At 59.1% G+C, this 19,725-nt stretch carries 19 protein-coding genes; 12 read left to right on the top strand and 7 right to left on the bottom strand.

The window, feature by feature from the left end:
• The first annotated feature begins 161 nt into the window (after positions 1-161).
• Together B0G76_RS15755 and B0G76_RS15750 are read left to right on the top strand one after the other, a co-directional pair.
• Positions 162-623 (top strand): (2Fe-2S)-binding protein, encoded by a 462-nt coding sequence (locus B0G76_RS15755; protein ID WP_120293440.1) that lies wholly within the window; start codon positions 162-164, stop codon positions 621-623.
• 2 nt (positions 624-625) lie between these two features.
• Positions 626-2,836 carry a xanthine dehydrogenase family protein molybdopterin-binding subunit gene (locus B0G76_RS15750; protein ID WP_120293439.1) on the top strand — a complete coding sequence of 737 codons (2,211 nt, stop codon included), beginning with the start codon at positions 626-628 and terminating at the stop codon, positions 2,834-2,836.
• Positions 2,837-3,073: 237 nt separating this feature from the next.
• Here B0G76_RS15750 and B0G76_RS15745 read toward each other — a convergent pair whose 3' ends face one another.
• The gene (locus tag B0G76_RS15745; protein ID WP_120293438.1) at positions 3,074-4,051 is read right to left on the bottom strand and encodes a YafY family protein; all 978 of its coding nucleotides are present in this window, start codon (positions 4,049-4,051) and stop codon (positions 3,074-3,076) included.
• A 149-nt stretch (positions 4,052-4,200) separates the two neighbouring features.
• On the opposite strand from B0G76_RS15745, the gene B0G76_RS15740 reads away from it, so the two are divergent.
• From B0G76_RS15740 to B0G76_RS15730, 3 genes are all read left to right on the top strand, one after another.
• Positions 4,201-4,863, top strand: a complete 663-nt coding sequence (locus tag B0G76_RS15740; RefSeq protein WP_120293437.1) for a glutathione S-transferase family protein — start codon at positions 4,201-4,203, stop codon at positions 4,861-4,863.
• A gap of 78 nt (positions 4,864-4,941) precedes the next feature.
• Positions 4,942-6,258, top strand: a complete 1,317-nt coding sequence (locus B0G76_RS15735) for an IS701 family transposase (RefSeq protein ID WP_120293436.1) — start codon at positions 4,942-4,944, stop codon at positions 6,256-6,258.
• A gap of 211 nt (positions 6,259-6,469) precedes the next feature.
• A complete protein-coding gene (locus B0G76_RS15730; RefSeq protein WP_120293435.1) occupies positions 6,470-6,880 on the top strand; it encodes a VOC family protein in 411 nt (136 codons plus the stop codon).
• 88 nt (positions 6,881-6,968) lie between these two features.
• Here B0G76_RS15730 and B0G76_RS15725 read toward each other — a convergent pair whose 3' ends face one another.
• The 5 genes from B0G76_RS15725 to B0G76_RS15700 all read right to left on the bottom strand — a co-directional run bounded on the left by B0G76_RS15725 (position 6,969) and on the right by B0G76_RS15700 (position 11,696).
• On the bottom strand, positions 6,969-7,256 hold the full coding sequence (locus B0G76_RS15725; protein WP_120293434.1) for a DUF1330 domain-containing protein: 288 nt from the start codon (positions 7,254-7,256) through the stop codon (positions 6,969-6,971).
• Positions 7,257-8,164: 908 nt separating this feature from the next.
• A complete protein-coding gene (locus B0G76_RS15715) occupies positions 8,165-8,992 on the bottom strand; it encodes an alpha/beta fold hydrolase (RefSeq protein ID WP_259460836.1) in 828 nt (275 codons plus the stop codon).
• Between the two features lie 149 nt (positions 8,993-9,141).
• On the bottom strand, positions 9,142-10,011 hold the full coding sequence (locus B0G76_RS15710) for an alpha/beta fold hydrolase (RefSeq protein WP_120293432.1): 870 nt from the start codon (positions 10,009-10,011) through the stop codon (positions 9,142-9,144).
• A gap of 12 nt (positions 10,012-10,023) precedes the next feature.
• On the bottom strand, positions 10,024-10,731 hold the full coding sequence (locus B0G76_RS15705; protein ID WP_120293431.1) for a dienelactone hydrolase family protein: 708 nt from the start codon (positions 10,729-10,731) through the stop codon (positions 10,024-10,026).
• A gap of 98 nt (positions 10,732-10,829) precedes the next feature.
• The gene (locus B0G76_RS15700; protein WP_183082064.1) at positions 10,830-11,696 is read right to left on the bottom strand and encodes an AraC family transcriptional regulator; all 867 of its coding nucleotides are present in this window, start codon (positions 11,694-11,696) and stop codon (positions 10,830-10,832) included.
• Positions 11,697-12,324: 628 nt separating this feature from the next.
• On the opposite strand from B0G76_RS15700, the gene B0G76_RS15695 reads away from it, so the two are divergent.
• From B0G76_RS15695 to B0G76_RS15675, 5 genes are all read left to right on the top strand, one after another.
• The gene (locus B0G76_RS15695) at positions 12,325-12,612 is read left to right on the top strand and encodes a hypothetical protein (protein WP_147394053.1); all 288 of its coding nucleotides are present in this window, start codon (positions 12,325-12,327) and stop codon (positions 12,610-12,612) included.
• 125 nt (positions 12,613-12,737) lie between these two features.
• Complete coding sequence (locus B0G76_RS15690; protein WP_259460596.1) at positions 12,738-13,409, top strand: hypothetical protein; 672 nt, start codon at positions 12,738-12,740, stop codon at positions 13,407-13,409.
• Between the two features lie 78 nt (positions 13,410-13,487).
• The gene (locus B0G76_RS15685) at positions 13,488-14,474 is read left to right on the top strand and encodes a zinc-dependent alcohol dehydrogenase family protein (protein WP_120293428.1); all 987 of its coding nucleotides are present in this window, start codon (positions 13,488-13,490) and stop codon (positions 14,472-14,474) included.
• A gap of 320 nt (positions 14,475-14,794) precedes the next feature.
• Positions 14,795-15,373, top strand: a complete 579-nt coding sequence (locus tag B0G76_RS15680) for a GNAT family N-acetyltransferase (protein WP_120293427.1) — start codon at positions 14,795-14,797, stop codon at positions 15,371-15,373.
• 195 nt (positions 15,374-15,568) lie between these two features.
• Positions 15,569-16,117 carry a hypothetical protein gene (locus B0G76_RS15675; RefSeq protein ID WP_259460595.1) on the top strand — a complete coding sequence of 183 codons (549 nt, stop codon included), beginning with the start codon at positions 15,569-15,571 and terminating at the stop codon, positions 16,115-16,117.
• 67 nt (positions 16,118-16,184) lie between these two features.
• Here B0G76_RS15675 and B0G76_RS15670 read toward each other — a convergent pair whose 3' ends face one another.
• Positions 16,185-16,889 (bottom strand): SH3 domain-containing protein, encoded by a 705-nt coding sequence (locus B0G76_RS15670; protein ID WP_259460594.1) that lies wholly within the window; start codon positions 16,887-16,889, stop codon positions 16,185-16,187.
• A gap of 650 nt (positions 16,890-17,539) precedes the next feature.
• On the opposite strand from B0G76_RS15670, the gene B0G76_RS15665 reads away from it, so the two are divergent.
• Together B0G76_RS15665 and B0G76_RS15660 are read left to right on the top strand one after the other, a co-directional pair.
• A complete protein-coding gene (locus B0G76_RS15665) occupies positions 17,540-18,652 on the top strand; it encodes a threonine/serine dehydratase (protein ID WP_120293425.1) in 1,113 nt (370 codons plus the stop codon).
• A gap of 95 nt (positions 18,653-18,747) precedes the next feature.
• Positions 18,748-19,428 carry a glutathione S-transferase family protein gene (locus B0G76_RS15660; protein ID WP_120293424.1) on the top strand — a complete coding sequence of 227 codons (681 nt, stop codon included), beginning with the start codon at positions 18,748-18,750 and terminating at the stop codon, positions 19,426-19,428.
• The last annotated feature ends 297 nt before the right edge of the window (positions 19,429-19,725 follow it).

Here is a 19,725-nt window from a genome sequence, read left to right as displayed (position 1 = left end):
TTGAGCATACCCAACCGCTACCGGGCAGCCACAGTTGACCGGTTCGATTTGCAGCATTGTTCAATAATTTTGCAGGATTGTGTAAGCGCAACGGCAGGCGGTCGGTCACACTCCCGCGTACACCCGGCGCCAAGTTCGGGCTTTCCCCACGGAGAGGTTCCATGTCTACATCGTTTGTCCTCAACGGCAAGAACGTTACGCTCGATGCCGATCCCACTACGCCGCTCCTCTGGGCGATCCGCGAGAATGCTGGCCTGCACGGCACGAAGTTCGGCTGCGGCATGGCGCAATGCGGCGCCTGCACGGTTCATCTGGAAGGCGAAGCCACCCGCTCGTGCGTGCTGCCGATCGCGGCTATCGCTGGCAAGCGCATTACAACTATTGAAGGCATCGAAGGACGGCCCGCAAAAGCCATCCAGGCTGCATGGGTCAAGCTGCAGGTCCCGCAGTGCGGCTACTGTCAGTCTGGACAGATCATGTCCGCAACCGCCTTGCTTGAACATAACGCGACGCCTACCGACGCTGACATCGATGCCGCGATGAACGGCAATCTCTGCCGCTGTGCGACCTACACCCGGATTCGCGCGGCCATCCACGAAGCCGCTGCCACCCTGATGGCCTGACCATGACGACCGATCTCGATCTCACGGATGCGGTACGCCCATCCCGCCGGACCTTCCTGAAGGCAGCCGGCGCCGTTGCGGCAGTCGGCCTCACCATTGGCTTCGAATGGGCGGGCACGGGCCGGCGCGCGCTCGCTGCCACGATGCCCGAGGCGACGTTCGCACCCAATGCATTCCTGCGCATCGCGCCCGATAACAGCGTCACGGTCATCGCCAAGCACGTCGAGATGGGCCAGGGCGCGTACACCGGTATCGCGACGATCGTCGCGGAAGAGCTGGATGCGAACTGGCAGGACGTGCGTGTCGAAAGCGCGCCAGCCGACGCGAAGCGCTACGCGAATCTTGCCTTCGGCACGATTCAGGGCACGGGCGGCAGTTCGGCGATGGCGAACTCGTGGATGCAATTGCGCGAAGCCGGCGCGAAAGCACGCGCGATGCTGGTCTCAGCCGCCGCTGCGCAATGGAAGGTCCCCGCCTCCGACCTGACGACGCGCGACGGCAGCGTTCATCACGCGGCCACGAACCGGACCGCGACCTACGGCTCGCTCGCGTCGGCCGCGGCCCGCTTGCCGGTGCCGGATAAGGTCACGCTCAAGTCGCCGAAGGATTTTCGATTGATTGGCCATCAACTGCCGCGTGTTGACGTGCCACCGAAAACCAACGGCACCGCGCAGTTCACGCTCGACGTGACATTCCCCGGCATGCTGGTCGCGCTGCTGCAGCGTCCGCCGCTCTTCGGTGCGACGGTCAAGTCATTCGATGCAGCGGCCGCGAAAGCGGTGCCGGGTGTCGTCTCGGTCGTGCAGGTGCCGGGTGGCGTTGCTGTGGTCGCGAAGGGCTTCTGGGCAGCGAAGCAGGGTCGCGATGCGCTGAAAGTCGAATGGGACGATTCGAAGGCCGAAAAGCGCAGCTCGGACGCGATCATGGCCGAGTATCGACAGCTCGCGGAGCAGCCCGGCGCATCCGCCCGAAAAGACGGTGATGCGACGCAGGCGCTCGCGGGCGCGGCGAAGAAAATCTCCGCCACCTATGCGTTCCCGTATCTCGCCCACGCGCCGATGGAACCGCTCGACGCGGTGATCAGGCTCACCGCCGACAGTTGCGAAATCTGGGCAGGCGATCAGTTCCAGACGGTCGACCAGGGCAACGCCGCACAGACGGCGGGGCTCGATCCGCAGCAGGTCAAGATTCACACGCTGTATGCGGGCGGCAGCTTCGGGCGGCGCGCGAACACGCGGTCGGACTATATCGTCGAGGCCGTGTCGATCGCGAAGGCGCTGGGTGCGAACGGCACGCCGGTCAAGCTGCAGTGGACTCGCGAGGACGATATCCACGGCGGCCTCTACCGGCCGATGTACTTCCACAAGCTCGACGCGGGCCTGAGCGCCGACGGCAAGCTTGTCGGCTGGCGACATCGCATCGTCGGTCAGTCGATCCTTGCCGGCACGCCGTTCGCGAGCGTGATGATCAAGGACGGAATTGACGGGACGTCCGTCGAGGGGGCCGCTAACGTGGCCTACGCGATTCCGAACATCTCGGTCGAACTCACTACCACGCAGACCGGCGTGCCCGTGTTGTGGTGGCGGGTAGTCGGCAGCTCGCACACGGCATTCGCGGTCGAGGCATTCATCGACGAAGCCGCACACGCCGCGGGCAAGGATCCGTTCGTGTTCCGCCGCGATCTGCTTGCGCATGAACCGCGCATGCGCGCCGTGCTCGAACTCGCCGCGGAGAAAGCGGGCTGGGATCCGGCCAAACCGCTGCCGAAAGGCCGCGGGCGCGGCATCGCGGTGGCCGAGGCGTTCAAGACGTTCGTCGCGCAGGTCGCGGAAGTCTCCGTCGACAAGGACGGTAACGTGAAAGTGGAGCGCGTCGTCTGTGCGGTGGACTGCGGCACGCCGATCAATCCCGACGTCATCGCTGCACAGATGGAAGGCGGTATCGGCTTCGGGCTCGGCGCGGCGTTGCACAGCGCGATCACGCTGAAGGACGGCAAGGTCGAGCAGAACAACTTCGACGGCTACCAGGTGCTGCGGATGGCCGAGATGCCCAAGGTCGAGGTGCATATCGTGCAGTCGGGCGAAGCGCCGACCGGCGTCGGCGAGCCGGGGGTCGCACCGGTCGGGCCGGCGGTCGCGAACGCGATTTTTGCGGCCACTGGCAAACGGGTTCACAGTTTGCCGTTTCCGGCCGCTGGGGAAAAGAGCGCCTGACGGTCGTTTCTTCAGGGCCGTTCGACATGCGCCGTTCCCCGTCGGGGGGCGGCGTTTTTTGTCGGGCATGCCCGGACCGCTTTCCTGTATCAACTGAATTCCGATGAGCCAGCGAACAAACGGGTGTACGTGCTGAGATACGAACATCGTTGCAGCTCGGTAAAAGTCGTGATTGACTCCGCTGGCTGTGTTTAGGTCGTGTTGACTTGGGCGAACTGGCGGAGTCTCTCACCAAAATTATGCTCGCCTCTTATAGAGCGTTTTCAACTGTGACAACTCTTCCATAAATTTATTCTTGAGTTCCTGCGGCCCTACGATTTTCAAATTTGAACCGTATTCCAGCAGCTTCCGCGCACCGTGCTCGATGGATTCGATGGGCATCAAAAACTCTTTCCATCCCAATGGCACCTCCGCACTACCTGCACCCTGCAAAACTGGAGCGGTTTTAATACGCGCGTTGACCAACCAATTCTCGCCGCGCGGCGACACGGCGATATGTGCCGTCAACCGATAAAGATCAGTCTCGTACCGGTTTATGGCGTCACGCCAATGCTTCGCCAGATCAAATCGAGCAGGGCGCTTGAAACGACGGCGGGAGGACTTGAGTTCACTAATATTCGCTAGCCGAAAGGTCAGTGCGCCGGGCTTGCCCACCATCCTGGCAATCAGGTACCAGGCACCTCCCTTGAGCACCAAACCGAGCGGCTCAAGTTCGCGGCGGGATAAACCACGCCAACTCTCATACTTCACTTCGATACGGTACGAGCTCCACACGGCATTGGCGATTTCACGCAGAAATAACGGCGTTTCTTGCGTACGGTACCAATCCACTGTGTCAACGTGCAGTCGGCTGGCGACACGATCGGCCTGCTCGCGCAAGTCCGGAGGCAGGCTGGCAATCATCTTTAGCCGCGCCGAGGTTGCCATGACGTCCAAGCCCAGTTCTGTCGCAGGCCCAGGCAAACCTGCCAGAAACAGCGCGTGCGCTTCGTGCTCCGTAAGCCCTGTGAGATCGGTACTCCAACCCTCGCGCAATTGAAATCCCCCATTGCGACCTCGATCCCCCCAAATGGGTACGCCAGCAGTGGAGAGCTGATCGATATCGCGCAAGATCGTGCGCTCGGATACCTCCAGTGCTTCAGCCAAAGCCGGTGCGGTCATACGCCCGCGCGCTTGCAGCATCATCATGATCGACAAAAGGCGGCTGGCTTTCATAAACGACACCTTATTTAAAATACATGCCATAAGGTGTCATGTTATCGGACTTATGATCTGCCACATCCCTAATCTGCGCGATGCGACTTGTTGATCGATCTCTTCGATCGTGAGTTTGTCGAGACGCAAGATCAAATGAAGAGAGACAAATGAAAATAATTTCCGGACTCCTGAGCATGTTCGGTGCCAAGGTCGAGATCGCGGCGCACGAGAAGGGCATCGACTTCGAACTGGTGATGGTTCCGTTTGACCAGCTGCGCGGTTACGCCCCCAAACATCCAGATGTATTGCGCGTCAATCCGAAGCATCAGGTGCCGGTACTGATAGACGGCAAACTTGAGATTTTCGATTCCACGCAAATATTTGAGTATCTTGAAGACTTGAAGCCCAATCCCGCCTTATGGCCGGCGCATCCAGAGGCGCGCGCCATGGCGCGTCAGCTCGAACACTGCAGCGATGAAATCTATTTTCCCCACATTGTCCGACTGATGGGTCTTGAAGATGCGCTGGACGATCCTGCGGCGCAGACTGCGCGCAACGAGGCGTTGCAATATTATCGACGCATGGAACGAGTTCTTGCGAATCGAGAATTTCTGGCCGAGACCTATTCCTATGCCGACATTGCGTTTTACATGGCGCAGTTGTTCGGCGCGCGCAAGGGCGCGCCGATGACAGGAGAAACGCCCAACCTGCTGGCTTGGCGTGAACGGATGACCACACGTCCTGCCGTGCGAAAAGTTGCCGGTGCTATGGCGGGATATCTTGCCTCGATTGGAAGTGCGATCCCCGATTTTCTTCAAGGACTTAACTAGTCTCACTGTGTCACAAAAATCATTTGCAGCGAAGCGATACCTGGTAGTATTGAATAATGCAGACTTCGGGCGATCGCGATGAGAGAAGATGTCGACGAATTTGACGTGTATCTGAATCATCTGGCGCAGGCGTTAGGGCACGCCGATCGTCATGCCGGCCTCAAGGGTTACTGTTCGGGCCTGGTGTTGCCGCTATCGCGCAAGAGCGTCGAGCCGATGGCCGCGCACATTGACCCACTTCACGCGAGTGCGAAGCACCAGTCACTCCACCACTTTGTGGCCAAGGCAGACTGGTCTGATCGTGCGGTCCTGCAGCGGGTACGCGAATGGGTGATGCCCGCGCTAGACGCACATGCTGCTGAAGAAACCGGCTACTACTGGATTATTGACGACACCGGTTTTCCAAAGAAGGGACGTCATTCGGTCGGGGTGGCACGTCAGTACTGCGGGCAGCTCGGAAAACAGGATAACTGTCAGGTCGCCGTGAGCCTGTCGATCGCGACGCAACGCGGCAGCCTGCCGATTGCCTGGCAGCTGCATGTGCCCAAGGAATGGATTGACGACCGGGAACGTGCCCGTCGCGCTGGCATTCCCGACGATCTGGCTTTTCAGACCAAGCCGCAGATTGCGCTGGCCCAGCTTCGCGAGGCTATAGCATCCGGCGTTGCGCCGGGCATCGTGCTGGCCGATGCTGGGTACGGCGACGAAACCGCTTTCCGGGATGGCTTAACGGAACTGGGATTGTTGTACGCGGTAGGGATCCGGCCGGGCACCTCTGTGTGGGCTCCCGGTACGGCGCCGCTTCCGCCCAGGCCCTGGAGCGGGCGCGGCAAGCCGCCAACGTTGTTGCGCCGTGCGCCCGGCCACGAACCGATCGTGGTGAAGGAACTGGCCATGCAATTACCCGTGAACGCCTGGCAAGCCGTTACCTGGCGCGAAGGCAGCAACGCCGCACTTTCCTCACGCTTTGCCGCCGTACGGGTTCGTCCCGCACATCGCGACTATTGGCGAAGTACCGTTCGCGACGAACAATGGCTGCTCATTGAATGGCCTGATGGCGATTCGGAGCCGCTCAAATACTTTCTCAGTACCGCTCCCGAAGAGGCGGCACTTGAGCAGCTTGTGTTCGTGACCAAGATGCGCTGGCGCATCGAGCGCGACTATCAGGACCTGAAACAGGAGTTCGGGCTTGGTCATTATGAAGGGCGAGGCTGGCGTGGTTTCCACCACCACGCCACACTGAGTATCGCTGCGTATGGGTTTCTGATGGCTCAGCGACTCCGAATGCAATCAGATGGACGCGATAAAAAAAACTTCCTTGAACGTGCGCTGCCTGCCCTTCCCCCGGATTACGTCCCCCGGGGCAGTCCAGCGCGCTCAACGCCACGTTCCTGATTCCATTACCACGTTGCGCATCCTGCTTGGACTACGCCTCATGCAACGATGGCATGCTTCCTGTACGGCAATCGAGCGCGCAACTAAATATGTGACACAGTGAGACTAGCCGCCTGTTGAAAAACCTCGTGCTACCGCCATTCCGATCCTTTGCGGACATCCGGCGCTCGGGAGACAATGCCCTTGCGAATCTCTTCCGAGGCTGCGCAACATGGCTAAATTTCAACCTGATGGATGGCATACCGTCACGCCCCGAATCGTCGTACGGGATCCGGAAAACCTGATCACATTCATCAAGACGGTGTTTTTGGCACAGGGCGAATTCCGTCACGGGCTGCCTGCCGAAATCATGATCGGCGATTCCGTCGTGATGGTTAGCGGCGGCGACGGCCTTCGCGATCCGATGCCGGCATTTCTGTATGTCTACGTTGAGGACGCCGATTCGACCTTCCAGCGAGCGATTGCGGCGAATGCGATCTCGCTCGAGGTTCCGGCCGACATGCCATACGGCGACAGGCGAGCGATGGTCAGAGATCCGTGGGAAAACACATGGCAAATTGCCACACATCAGCGCGACCTCTCGGCTGCCGAGATCCGGTCAAGGTTGGCCAACGAAGGATAGGGCGATATTGGGAGAGCAGGAGCGATCTGGGCGCCTCGTCTGCCGTCCGCAGGCCGGGAGCGGAAGATCCGCTCCTCGCCGCCTTTCGTCAGATGCCTTCGACGAGAACGGCCCGATAGCGCGCGCCCTTGAACCGGTGCTGCGCGCTCTCCTGATACGCCGGGCTGTCGTACCATGCGCGCGCGGCCGCCGTCGACGGAAACTCCACGATCACGACGCCTTCTGGCGCGTCGCCCTCAAGGACCTGCTGAGGTCCGTAAGCAGCGAGAATCTTGATGGGATGACCTTTAAAGGTCTCGCCCACCTTGCTTTGGTAGATGTCGAGTTCACCCTGATCCTGCGTGCTTTCCCTTGTGAATACAATATAAGTCGCCATGGCGTAAGCTCCTGCGGTGGTGTGAAGGTGCACACGATGATGCCATGGAACCGCATTGGACCTCGATACGCGGCGTCGGTGCAGGTGTTGCCCCGTTGCTTGGACGAGAGCCCCCGGTCCTCGCAAACAGACATTCGCGAGGCGATCGTAGGGGGCTGTTTCCCCGCCGATCTTTTAACTCGTGTCGGACGGGTATTGACCCTAAGGCGACGATCGGCTTTACCGAGAGTGGCCTCTCGCCGATGGTTAGCCTTCAGGCGTTGCCAGCGCAGTATTGCGTGCCTTGGCCAAGGCACCTCAATTTCTAACGGCTCACAAAACCTGCGTCGTTAGGCCGGCACGTTCACTCCAACGTCGCACCACGCCGTCTGAAACCTCTTAAAGCGAAACATTGAACCGTTGCGCAGGCTAGAAAAATCACGAATAGCGCCCCATCTATCATTTGCAAGGCTGGTACGTCGGGGTTTGCGAAAAGGGGGTTACCCGAAGGAAGTCGCAGTCCCGATTCAGTGATTCCCGGAATGAAGTGAAAGAGTATGGTTGCGCTGTAGCAGATCGTTTCTACATATCGCGACAGCGGCTTTGTACTGAATTTGCTTCCGGCCGCAGCAGCTACGACCAGAACAACCAACGTCAGGATACTTAGAACGTGCGGCTTACCAAACCCGCCATGATGAAATATAAATAGCCCCGTGGTGGCTGTTATGGCTGTGGTGAAGGCATAAGCCTTTCCCAGCCCAGTTTGAGTACGGATGTATCCAGACCGAAAAAGGGAAGCGAAGCCGCAAATCAGCGCCACAAGGCTCACGCACGTGTGAAATATACCGAACGGCGATAGCATTGACATCATTTTCTCCCAGTTGCACGCGCGCTTGGTCGCGGCTTCGATTCACAGCAGACGGGGACCTTTAGCCGGCCTGGACGAATTCAAGCAGTTCTGCGTTGATTTGCTCGGGGTGAGTTGTCGCCATGCCGTGCGGGAACCCCGGATAAATCTTCAGCGTTGCCCGTTTAAGTAGTTTCGCCGAAAGCAACGCTGAGTCGGCGATTGGGACGATCTGGTCGTCGTCTCCATGCAGGACCAACGTGGGCACTTCAATGCGTTTCAGATCTTCGGTGAAATCCGTTTCGGAGAAGGCCTTGATGCAATCGTATTGGGCTTTAGCACCTCCCATCATGCCCTGCCGCCACCAGTTGTCCACGATCCCTTCGGATATCTTCGCATTCGACCGATTGAATCCATAGAAGGGACCCGCAGGCACGTCGTGGAAAAATTGCGCCCGGTTTTGAATCATTGCCTGCCGGAAACCATCGAACACTTCGATTGGCAGTCCGCCCGGATTGTGTTCAGTCTTGACCATTATCGGCGGGACGGCACCTATCAGCACCGCTTTGGCGACCCGCCCTTTGCCATGCTGCGCTACGTACCGCGCGACCTCGCCGCCGCCGGTTGAATGTCCGATATGAATGGCATCGCGCAGATTGAGTGCCATTGCCAGTTCGGCGACATCTGCGGCATAGGTGTCCATCTCGTTGCCGCTCCAGGTCTGGGTCGAACGGCCGTGGCCCCTGCGGTCGTGCGCGATGACTCGATAACCATGCGCGAGGAAAAACAGCATCTGCGCATCCCAGTCGTCGGCAGAAAGCGGCCATCCATGATGGAATACTACCGGTTGCCCGGTGCCCCAATCCTTATAGAAGATTGTCGTACCGTCCTTCGTCTTGATACTTTTCATTTCGCTATCCTGTTGAAGTTGCGGGACACGCTCAAGCCCGTAAGCGTTCAGGACCGGCAATGCGCCTGCGGCCACTAAAGCAGCGCAGTCGACGAGAAAATTTCGCCTGCGTGGCTGATCCGGACTATCGCCGTCCGTCGCGGACATTTTCATTCGATGTTTCCTGCAAAGCTGGCAATCAGATCAGCGCAGAACTGCGGCTCCTGATGGTGCGGGCCATGTCCCGCTTGAGGAATCACGACGAGGTGCAGGGTGCGCCATGCCGGAATCACGGCGAACCAGTTTTGGACGGGAAAGACGATTTCGTGGTCCCCCGATATGACGAGGATTGGAATCGATGTAGAGGCCAAGGTGTCGCGATACCCACCTCGATCGATGAACAATTCGTCAGGCGGACCCGCGTCGCCGCCCAACAATCGAAGATAGGTTTCCTCCGGGACGACAGGGCTGCGCTCTGCTTTTCGCTGTGCGATGCGTTCCCGCGACGCGCTCGCGGCCGCACGGCTACGCTCGGATTTCGGTTCGAAAAAAAGCACCGTTTCGTCGTCGAGATCATTGTCGAACTTCAACGCGCGCTCAAAGAAGACTGCTTCAGGACCATGCTGTACTTTGCCGGGAGGGGTCGTCCCGATAAGAATCAGTTTTCGTACTCGCTCGGGGTGAAGTATTGCTGCCGCCTGCGCGGCCTGACCGCCAAGCGACCAGCCTGCAAGATAGAACGAATCGAGCCCGATCGCGTCCGCAAGATCCATCGCGTCTTTCGCGAGCGCACGTGGGTCGTAGCTCGCTTCTCCAGTCGATAATCCAAGGCCGGAATAATCGAACGTGATTACGCGGAATGTCTTTGCAAGCGCATCGAGAAACGCCGGGTCCCAAACGTCCAGGACGCCTCTGAAGCGAACACACAAAATTAGAGGCTCTCCGTTACCGATCGATCGGTACGCAAGAGTCCGACCGTTCGTTTCTGCATAAAGAGTCGGGGCGTCGACGGCTCCACTATGGTGGTTGGTCTGAATCATGTGCTTCTCCAGTCAGTGGTTCAAATGTCGCGAAAAGAACGCATAGGTGCGTGCGTTCGCTGTGGAGGCGGACAGTTCGTCGTAGTGGTTGCCACTGTGACGAGCGAACGCATGGTGACAACCGGGATAGGTGTGAATTTCGATGAGGGAATGGCCGCTCGCCGCTTCCCGGATCTGCGTCTGAGCTGGTTTCGGGATGAATTCGTCCTCATCTGCCAGATGCATGAGCAGCGGAGCACGAACCGCTTGCATCTCACCAATGTAGGCCTCAGTCCCGCCGCCATAAAAAGCACAGGCGGCATCGGAGTTAGTCCGCGCTGCGACCAGGAAGGTCATCAGGCCGCCAAGACAGAAACCCATAACGCCAACTCGCCCCGACCCGCCTTCCAGCTTGCGCGTTGACTGCACCGTAGCAGCAACGTCGCGAACGCCGCGGTCTCGGTCGTACCGGCCGTACAACTCCAATCCCCGCTGCCACTCTTCTTCGCTCCAACTGTTGAGATCGAGGCCGGGAGCGTCGCGCCAAAAAAGATCAGGTGCCACGGCAATGAAGCCTTGCTGAGCAAGCTCGTTGCATGCTGCGCGCACGTCGGCATTGACACCGAAAATTTCCTGTAGCACAAGGACCACTGCCGCAGTGGACGTCTGTGGACGAGCGACGTACGCCTTCATCTGCCCGTCGGGTAGGTCGATTTCTATATAGGCGCGGTTTGAGCCCATCGCTGCTCTCCTTAAGAATTGAGAACAGTATTTCCCGATGGGTGTCGCGCGTATTGCACGAATTCGCTAGTTTTGTACCAGAGCACTGTGACCTGACGTCACCTTCCCCGCATACGTCGGTAAGCACCAGGCGTCACGCCATGGGTGCCCGCGAAAACGCGATTCAGATGACTCTGGTCCGCAAAGCCGCATATCTGCGCAATCTCCGCCAGAGACAGCGCAGTAGAGTCAAGCAATTCGCGGGCGCGACGGGCGCGCTGGCTTAGGCGCCAGCGATGCGGCGGCATACCGGTCGTCGTCTTGAACGCCCGCTCGAACTGACTGCCTGAAAGTCCGCACGCAGCAGCAACTGCCTCGATGCTGACGTCTGCACCCAGGTCATCGAGCATGATTTCCTTCGCTCGCCGTTCCTGCCAGCCGGCGAGCCTTCCTCCCCGCCGCCTCTCAGTGATGCGCAAGCCGCCGTACCTCACGGCAAGGTGCAATCGCACAGCACCGAACAGGTAGTCCGCCAGAAGTGCTGAAGCTTCGTGCGGTCGGGAAAGGATAGGTTGCATCGTCGCCGCGAAGCCGAGAGCGTGTGGATCGACGTCCGCCTGAAGGGAAGCGGGACACGATAGCGAGTCGATACGGTGGCCGCCGAGTTCATCGGTCAACTCGTTGAATGAAGACAGCGGAACGAAGAAATTCATCGTTTCGAAAGGTGTCTGCAAATCGGCAGCCCAGCTTTGGCGCCAGTCCAGATAGCCGACCGACCCGGCCGGATGGGCCGGAAATTCGACCCGACGGCCATCCAGCCAGCCTCCATGCGCCGGCGTTGCCTGCATCGGAATCACCACCATGAAGGTTTCACTAACCGGATTCGGGTCGAGCGGCTTGGTGTCGTGCCAGGTTCGAAGAAAGTGGGCACAGGACATGCCTCGATATGCGAATGAGCTTGCTTCGATTGTCTGGAGTTCGTCCATGCGTTGGCTCGGGACGAAATTCGCAGCAGTTACCATGGCAAGGTCTCCTCGTGGTGATTTGCGAACAACTCAGGCCAACCGCTTCGTTTGTTTATCGAGTGATGGCGGGCCACCGGGATCGGCATTCTTATGCGCGGCAGTTCGAAACGAATTTCTTTAATCCGGTAGCCGATCTCTGGAGACGGCGACGTCTGTCAGGTACCACTGACTGGAAGCGATATCCATCCTTCCCGGTCCGTCAAACTTCCTTACAAACGAAAGCATCGAAACTTTTGCTTGTCCCATTGTGACGCCATTGCTCCCCTATTATCGCGCCATTGGACTTCTTTTTTATGACCCGCGGCGGGTCGTCTGAGCTGATACCGCGACCTAATGATGGCAACTCGCGGCAGCGCGTTGCTTCGATCGAACCCCGGCGGTCGCCACCGGAAGACCCCCAGCCACAATCATCCTGTTGGCGCTTTCGCAGCGGGGCGGATTGTCGACGATTTGGATCTGAGTATCCACCGTCGGCTTGTGGCCGCACCCGGTCCGACGTAGACGTCGGGGGATCGCCGTTACGCGAGTGAAATAAGGCGACCCGGAGCGGTCGGCCTCCCTGTCAAGGGGTTCAACGGCGGGTAACGGAGTGAACCTGACGTTTGAGTATCCGTCTGAGCGCTCTGGTGAAGGGCCGTCGTTGGCCGATGCTGTTGAAAAAGTCGCTGCACGGCTTTTTCAATCCGACGGCGAAAAAATCGACCTCTTAGATCGGTCTACAAACCGCTCGCGAACGTCGGCTAAGGGTAAGAAGACACCTGAAAACCTCGCGGGAAAGACGGTGATCGACTTTTTCAACAGCATCGACCACGCCCGGTCCCTCGCGAATTTCCAAGGCGACCTGTTTCAGCCGCTGAATGCCGTAATATCTGGCTGACGGCCACGCGGAACCAGGCGGCCATTCGTGCTGCTTCCCCGTCAACCAGCGAATTGCGGGTCGTTGTGCCGAGATTGGCATCCACAGCGCAGCCCATCGCCCGCATTAAAAAAAAGAGTAAATCCATGAAAAAATTGGCATTTTCAGATATTCGCTATTGGATTGCGTCGTTCATTCTTGGGTTAATGGCTATAAGCGCTCCGATAGTACGAGCCACTGAGCCAGCCCAGGCACTCGACTTCGAGACCCATGCGGCATTTTTCTCCAAGGAGACCAAGCAGAAGACAGCGTTGGATCCGCAAGTATTCGTCAAGGAATCATCGGCTGTAGCTGCAGTAGGGCCGCAGGGGATTCGCCATGTGGCAGGCTTGAGGAACGCGCTCGTGTCTGATGATGCCAGCCTTCCCCTTTTTAACGCAGAGGGCCGCTCTCTCAACATGTCCCTCGGCCAGTGGCTAGCTCCGAAAGGTCAAGCTGTGCTTTCTCCGCTGCCAACCGGGGCCGAGCGCATCACTGTTGCCTTTTCCCGACTCAAGCCTGGCGGCCACTATAGCCTGTTCGAGAACCATTTCGACCAGAAGCCGGTTGGATTCACTCCTCTAGATGCCAAAGGCACCGAAAACAGTTTCGTTGCCGACTCGAATGGCCGCGGTGTAGCTACGGTTATCGCGCCCTCCGCGCTTACTCACGACAATGCTGTGTTGCTTGTCTATCATTCCGATAACATGGCGCATGGCAAATCTCGAGGCGATATCGGAGTGAATGCACATCATCAATTAATTGCACGCCCGAAATAATTCGGGTGGTTTCTGCATAAATCATGATGAACGTATTGACCCTCCCCTCGACGGGAAAGCAACCGATAGGAAACGACCATGACCATGCAGGCGCTCGTCCTCAATCGCTACAACGGCCCGCTCGAATTGACCGAAATCTCGATGCCCGAGCCCGCACACGGCCAGGTGCGCGTGCGCATTGCCGCAAGCGGTCTCAATCCGCTCGACGCCAAGATCCGCGCTGGCAGCGCACCGCATGCGAAGCATCCGCTCCCGCTGGTGCTCGGCATCGATATGGCTGGCGTAGTCGATGCCGTGGGGCCCGGCGTGACCGCTTTCAATGTCGGCGACGAGGTCTACGGTATGACGGGCGGCGTTGGTGGCATTCAGGGCTCGCTGGCCCAGTATGCGGCGGTCGATGCTGACCTGCTTGCGATCAAGCCGGCCAACCTGTCGATGCGTGAATCCGCGGCGCTGCCCCTCGCGTTCATCACCTCCTATTCCGGCATTGTCGACCGGGCCCATCTGCAAGCGGGCCAAACTGTGCTGGTGCAAGGCGGAGCAGGCGGTGTCGGGCATGTCTCGGTGCAACTGGCGCGCGCACTCGGCGCCCGGGTCTTTGCAACAGCGAGTGCACGCGACCACGATCTCGTTACGCGTCTGGGCGCTACGCCCATCGACTACCGGTCGCAATCGGTCGAGCAGTATGTCGCATCGTTGACGCAGGACACAGGCTTCGACGTCGTGGTCGACACCGTCGGCGGCCCTTCGCTCGATGCGTCGTTTGCGGCAGTCAAGCATTTTGGCCATGTCGTCAGCGCCTTGGGTTGGGGTACGCATGCGCTAGCTCCCCTGTCGTTTCGAGAAGCGACGTACTCAGGAGTCTTCACCCTCTACCCGCTCCTGACGGGCATGCATCGCGCGCATCACGGAGCGGTGCTGCGCGAGGCCACACGGTTGACCGAGGCCGGCAAGCTCATGCCGAATCTCGATCCTCGCCGGTTCGACCTGCGGTCCGCGGAACTCGCCTACGACGCCATCACGAACGCCACCGCACGCGGGAAAATCGTGGTGGACGTCGCGTGAGATCGAACGTGCCAGCTTCGCTGTGTCGTCACGACTGTCCGACGGGACGGGTGCAGGCGGCCTTCAATCTATGCAGAAGCAAAAAGGGCGCTATCCGAATGAACCGGACATTCGAGTGTCCGTCGCAGCGCGCGAGCGGATGACCGAAACTGGCCGGCTACTGCCCCACGCGTTTGACGCTACCTGACCCGGAGCCGTCAAACGCGAACCAGAAAAGCGGCCATCCGCGCGGGAGTTTCCAAGAGGTGGGCACGGAAAAGGGATATGACAATTTAGTTCAGGTATATTCCGTGTCCCAAAACGCTACTGAGGTTGAGAGCATGGCGGTTCCGACGTTATGCCTTCCCACGGAGATAGTCCACACTGCGCGCTTGGTTCTGCGGGCTGCTAGCGAGCGCTACGCTTGCGATTTGCAAGCTTATTACCTTGAAAATCGGGAGCACCTTCAACCATGGGAACCGCTGCGACCCAGCGGTTTTTTCGAGGCCGATGCCATAGCCCAACGCCTTCGGTTAATGGAGCAGCACAACGCCGCCGGAAACGCTCTTTATCTACTGGTACACAGACCCGAAAGCGGCGAGGTGATTGGCGACTGCAACTTCACCAATATCGTCCGTGGACCGTTTCAAGCTTGCCACCTCGGCTTTTCGATCGCGAAGCAAGCCGAAGGTCAGGGGCTGATGCGTGAGAGTCTGACGTTTGCGATCGAGCATGTCTTCAAGAATTTGAAACTGCATCGAATCATGGCCAATTATCAACTGGAGAACACTCGCAGCGCGCGCCTGCTCGAACGAATTGGTTTCGAGCGCGAGGGACAAGCACGCTCGTACCTGAAGATCAACGGATCGTGGGCAGATCACGTTCTCACGTCGCTGCTCAATCCGGAGGAGGTCGAATGAGACGATACAGCTTAACGGCAGCATGGGCTCCCTTGAACGACTGCTTATAGCGATGCCGCTGGCTGGCCGGTGTTGGCCGCCTACCGCCTTAAATCATCAACCCCTGATATCCGTCGTCCGTCGCCGATCTGCCTCAAATCTTTTCCGGCGCGCCGTGTCCAACCCTCATGCATCGCATCGCGCACGAGGCTCGGCATGACACGGCGCAAATCGCGGGTCGGCTGTCCACATGAACGTCGCTTACACGTGTGGCGCTTCACGCTTACTTTTGCATTGACACTTGCCTTGAGCGCCTGCGTTCAACCATGGGATCGCTTCAAGGCCGGCGAGCCGGAATCCGCCGTGACTGCCGCACTAGGCCAGCCTAAAGAAACCTATGACCTTCCGAATGGCGGCAAGCGTCTGATGTGGCCGACGCAACCGATGGGCGAAACCACCGTCGCCGCGGATATCGACGCGGACGGCAAAGTCGTCGACGTCCGCCAGGTGCTGCAGCCGTTGGAGTTCTATCGCGCGGAGCCGGGAAAATGGACCCGAGCGGATGTACTCGTCAATTTCGGCCGTCCCGAAGAAACGATGTACCTGCCGCTCGTCAAGCGCGAAGTCTGGACCTACCGGTACCTGGAAGACAATACGTGGTACCAGCTCTTTCACTTCTATTTCGACGACGCAGGCGTGTTGCGCTCGACGCAAAAGAGCCCGGACCCGCTTCACGATCACGCCGACGATCATCCGTCGAATTGAGCGGCATGGGCGCCAGGCGCGTTGCCATGCGATCGCGAAGCGGTGGCGGGCGAAAGGCGTTCAATCGCTAATGGTTATCCGGCGGATGATTACGGTCTTCATTGCCGCCGCGCGCCTCGCCGCCGTGCTCACCGGACGGACCGCCCGGGTGCACGGCAGCCTGTCCCTGAGGACCGCCCATCATTTGCCGGGGCGGCTGCGCACGTCCGTGCGCGTATCCCGGCTGCGGCTGCACCGGCCCATGAGCGTACCCCGGCTGGGGTTGCGGCTGCGGGCCGCCGTGCATGACCGGCCTCGGGTTCATGGCCGGACCGCCCGCTGCCGGCGGACCACCATGCGGCGGCGGACCGCCCCGCATCGGCGGCGGATGATTCGCCCACCGGTCCCGGTCGTGATACCAAGGCTGGCCGCGATAGTAGTGATCCCAGTAAGTTCCGAACGAGAACGCCACGATCGGCAGCCCGATCTGCAAGCCGTAAGACATGATCGGCACCTCGGTACCCTGGTACGGATAGTCGAGATATTCGCCGTAGACCCAGCCGCGCAGTCCGGGCGCTCCGACGTCGCACCAGCTGTAATCGGAAACGCAGCCGTACACCGTAAGCTCCGAGCTCGGCGGCATTTGCGCGACCACCGGATAGTCCCCGGACGGACCCGCATAAACGTCCACGGGCTGATTCGAATACGCCAGCGATTGAGCGAACGCCGCGCTGGATAGCACCATCAGGCAAACGCCTCCCGCGATGGCTCGAATGACGATTTTCTTTTGCACGATTCCTCCCTCGGAAAGAGCGGCCCATGCCTGAGGTGCGCTATTCGTTTCGTCCCGGCCATAACGGCGCCTCGATAGCAGGGCCACATTGCTTGGACAAGCCTGGTGGCGTTTGAATTGCACCCGACTGGCTGCGCAATTACGGTTTGTCAGCGTTCTTACCGGTCAGCAACTTTCATGCTTTGCCGCTCGTGCGTCGAGCCGAGCAAAGAGCCGTTCCTGGAAGCTGCGCAGTTTGGGCAGGTCCGTGCGCGATTTGGGGTGCCCTTCTGCCCGACGGTTAGCGGCGAACGCGTGCTATCGACCCGGAGCTGCCATTCGGGCCAGTCTGGTCTCAACGGCAGGTTTCAAGGCGGAACGGCCGTCGTCACATTTGGCATCGTGGCCTCCGGTTCCGAAAAATGGGTCTTCGTTGCTCGGCGGCCCATCCTATACTGGTTCACATACCCAAGGTTTTGACCCTCGGGCAGTTACGCGCCTACTTCATTCGAACCACAACTACGGTCGTCTCGGTCTCACGGCTCGCGTTGTCTATTCCCGCGAAGGTCGCCAACGCCGTCGTTCCGTTTCTTAAATCTCTATTGAAACATGCTGATGTGCGGCCTGGTGCATGACAGGTTCATGCGCTCGCTCTAAGTGGAGGACGAGAGATGGCGCTTCCAGAGATCGATCAACATAAACCCTTCGCCCGAAAAAGCGAGGACATCACGAGTTTTTCGGACATCCTGCATCATTCGCGCAAGCCCCTTGATGGCGGTAGCGGCCCAGCCTATCTCGGAGACGTCTCCAGAAGCGACATTGAGAGGGCATCCGAGTCGATGCGGGGAACCGTGGTACGCGCCCCTCTGTTAAGGTACGCAGATGCCACAGATCGGAGCATCTTCCTCAAATCCGAGAACCTTCAGCCGCGCGGGTCGTTCAAGATACGCTGTGCGTTTAATGCCGTATCCAGACTCACACCTGCTCAATTGTCGAACGGTGTTTTCACCGCGAGCACGGGGAACTTCGCTCTTGGTGTGACGGAGGCAGCGAGGGTCCGAGGCGCGGAGGTCAGGGTTTACGTGACCAATACAGCAGGGCGAAGCAAGATCGAGGCACTTCGCACGCTGGGAGCCCGCGTTATTGAAGTCGATTACGAAAGCTGGTGGGCAATACTTCGCGGTGAAATACCTGCTGGCGAAACCGGTACGTTCTTGCATCCATGTGCGTGCCGCGACGTCGTCGTTGGTGACGCGACTATTGGCCAGGAAATATTGGAAGACTTGCCAGATGTTGATGTGATACTCGTACCCTTCGGAGGCGGGGGGTTGATCACAGGGATCGCGCTCGCGTGCATGAATTGGGGCTCGCATGCGCAACTCTATGCGTGTGAGACTGAGGCGGCGGCCCCGCTTTATTCTTCTCTTTCGGCTGGCGCTATTGTCGAAGTACCAGTCGACTCAACCCCCATGGTCTCGGGCATCGGTGTTCCGACCGTGCTCGATGCAAATTGGCCATACCTCAACGCGTTGGTGGACGGCGTTGTCGTATCGACACTTGAGGATACGGCAGAAGCCATCCGCTGCCTGGCGAAGAGCAATCACATCGTCGTCGAGGGCGCGGGCGCCGTCGCACTTGCCGCAGCACGGCATCCATACTTTGCTGGAAAGCGCATCGCCGCGGTATTGACTGGAGGGGGGATCGATATGCATGTTTTGGCTTCGGTGTTGAATGGTGAGCGATCGGGGTATCTCCCACCGTCACGGCTTCGTACTTTTGAGTGACACGGGGCCGTACCGCGGGCATAGCAACCGGCCTGGTTAGCAAGAGCGCAGCGGACAGCTAGAGACCCGCTTGTGCGGCAAGGGAAAACGCGCTGATGTCGACTGTTACCTTACATCAATGGGAGAGGTCCCCGTTCTGTGCGAAGGTGCGAAAGGTGCTGCGGCACAAGGAGATCGAATATTCGGTGGTGGACTATAACGGTCTGCTTGGTCGCAAGGCGGCATCGCTTTCACCTGTCGGGCAATTGCCAGTCCTGGACTTTGACGGAGAACGTGTACAAGACAGCACGGACATTGTCGCTTTTCTGGAAGCCCGTGTCCCTCTCCCATCGGTCATACCAACGGAACCAAAATCGCGCGCGTTCGCGATGCTGATAGAAGACTGGGCTGACGAGTCGCTCTTCTGGTACACGATGGCAACCTTTGAAATGGGTGACCCGATCGCGCTGGGCGAACATATTGAAGCCCTTTGCTTGGGCCGCCCGCGCTGGGAACGCTTCCCAGTCGGAGTTGCCGTTAAAGGTATGTATCGGAGAAAACTTCGCAATCAGGGACTCGGCAGGCAACCGTTGTCGAAGGTGCTCAAGCGGCTTGATACGCATCTCGCGTCGATTGACACACTCCTCTCGCAAAACCAGTGGCTTGCGGGTACCGCGAAATCGGTCGCTGACATTTCGGTTTCCTGTCAGGTCGACCTGCTCATGAGAACGCGGCTTGTAGCGCAGCGCATTCACGAATACCCAAACCTTATCGAATGGCTAGGGCGCTGTGCATGAGTGATCAATACAGCCTTTGTTGGCCAGTGGATTCTGAACGTCTGCGAGGAAGTAGATGCTTGCATAGTGCATCCGACGGCTTTCGAATGTACACCTGCCGATCGAATGACTGCTTTGTCATATAGGCGACCGGCAACAATTGGCCGGGTGCCACCTCATGCAATTTGCATATTCGCTTTGGCCTTGCACGACTACGACCGGCAGCACGCGACCCTTCTCGGCCGTTCACCGACCCGGCCTCCTTATTTGCGCTTTTGGAGCTGAAGCGGTCATTCGCTCTATAGACTGCTTGCGGGC

This window comes from Paraburkholderia sp. BL23I1N1, from assembly GCF_003610295.1.
Taxonomy (GTDB): domain Bacteria; phylum Pseudomonadota; class Gammaproteobacteria; order Burkholderiales; family Burkholderiaceae; genus Paraburkholderia.
The sequence above is the reverse complement of the archived record's forward strand: the minus strand, read 5'-3'. Positions and strand labels throughout refer to the sequence as shown.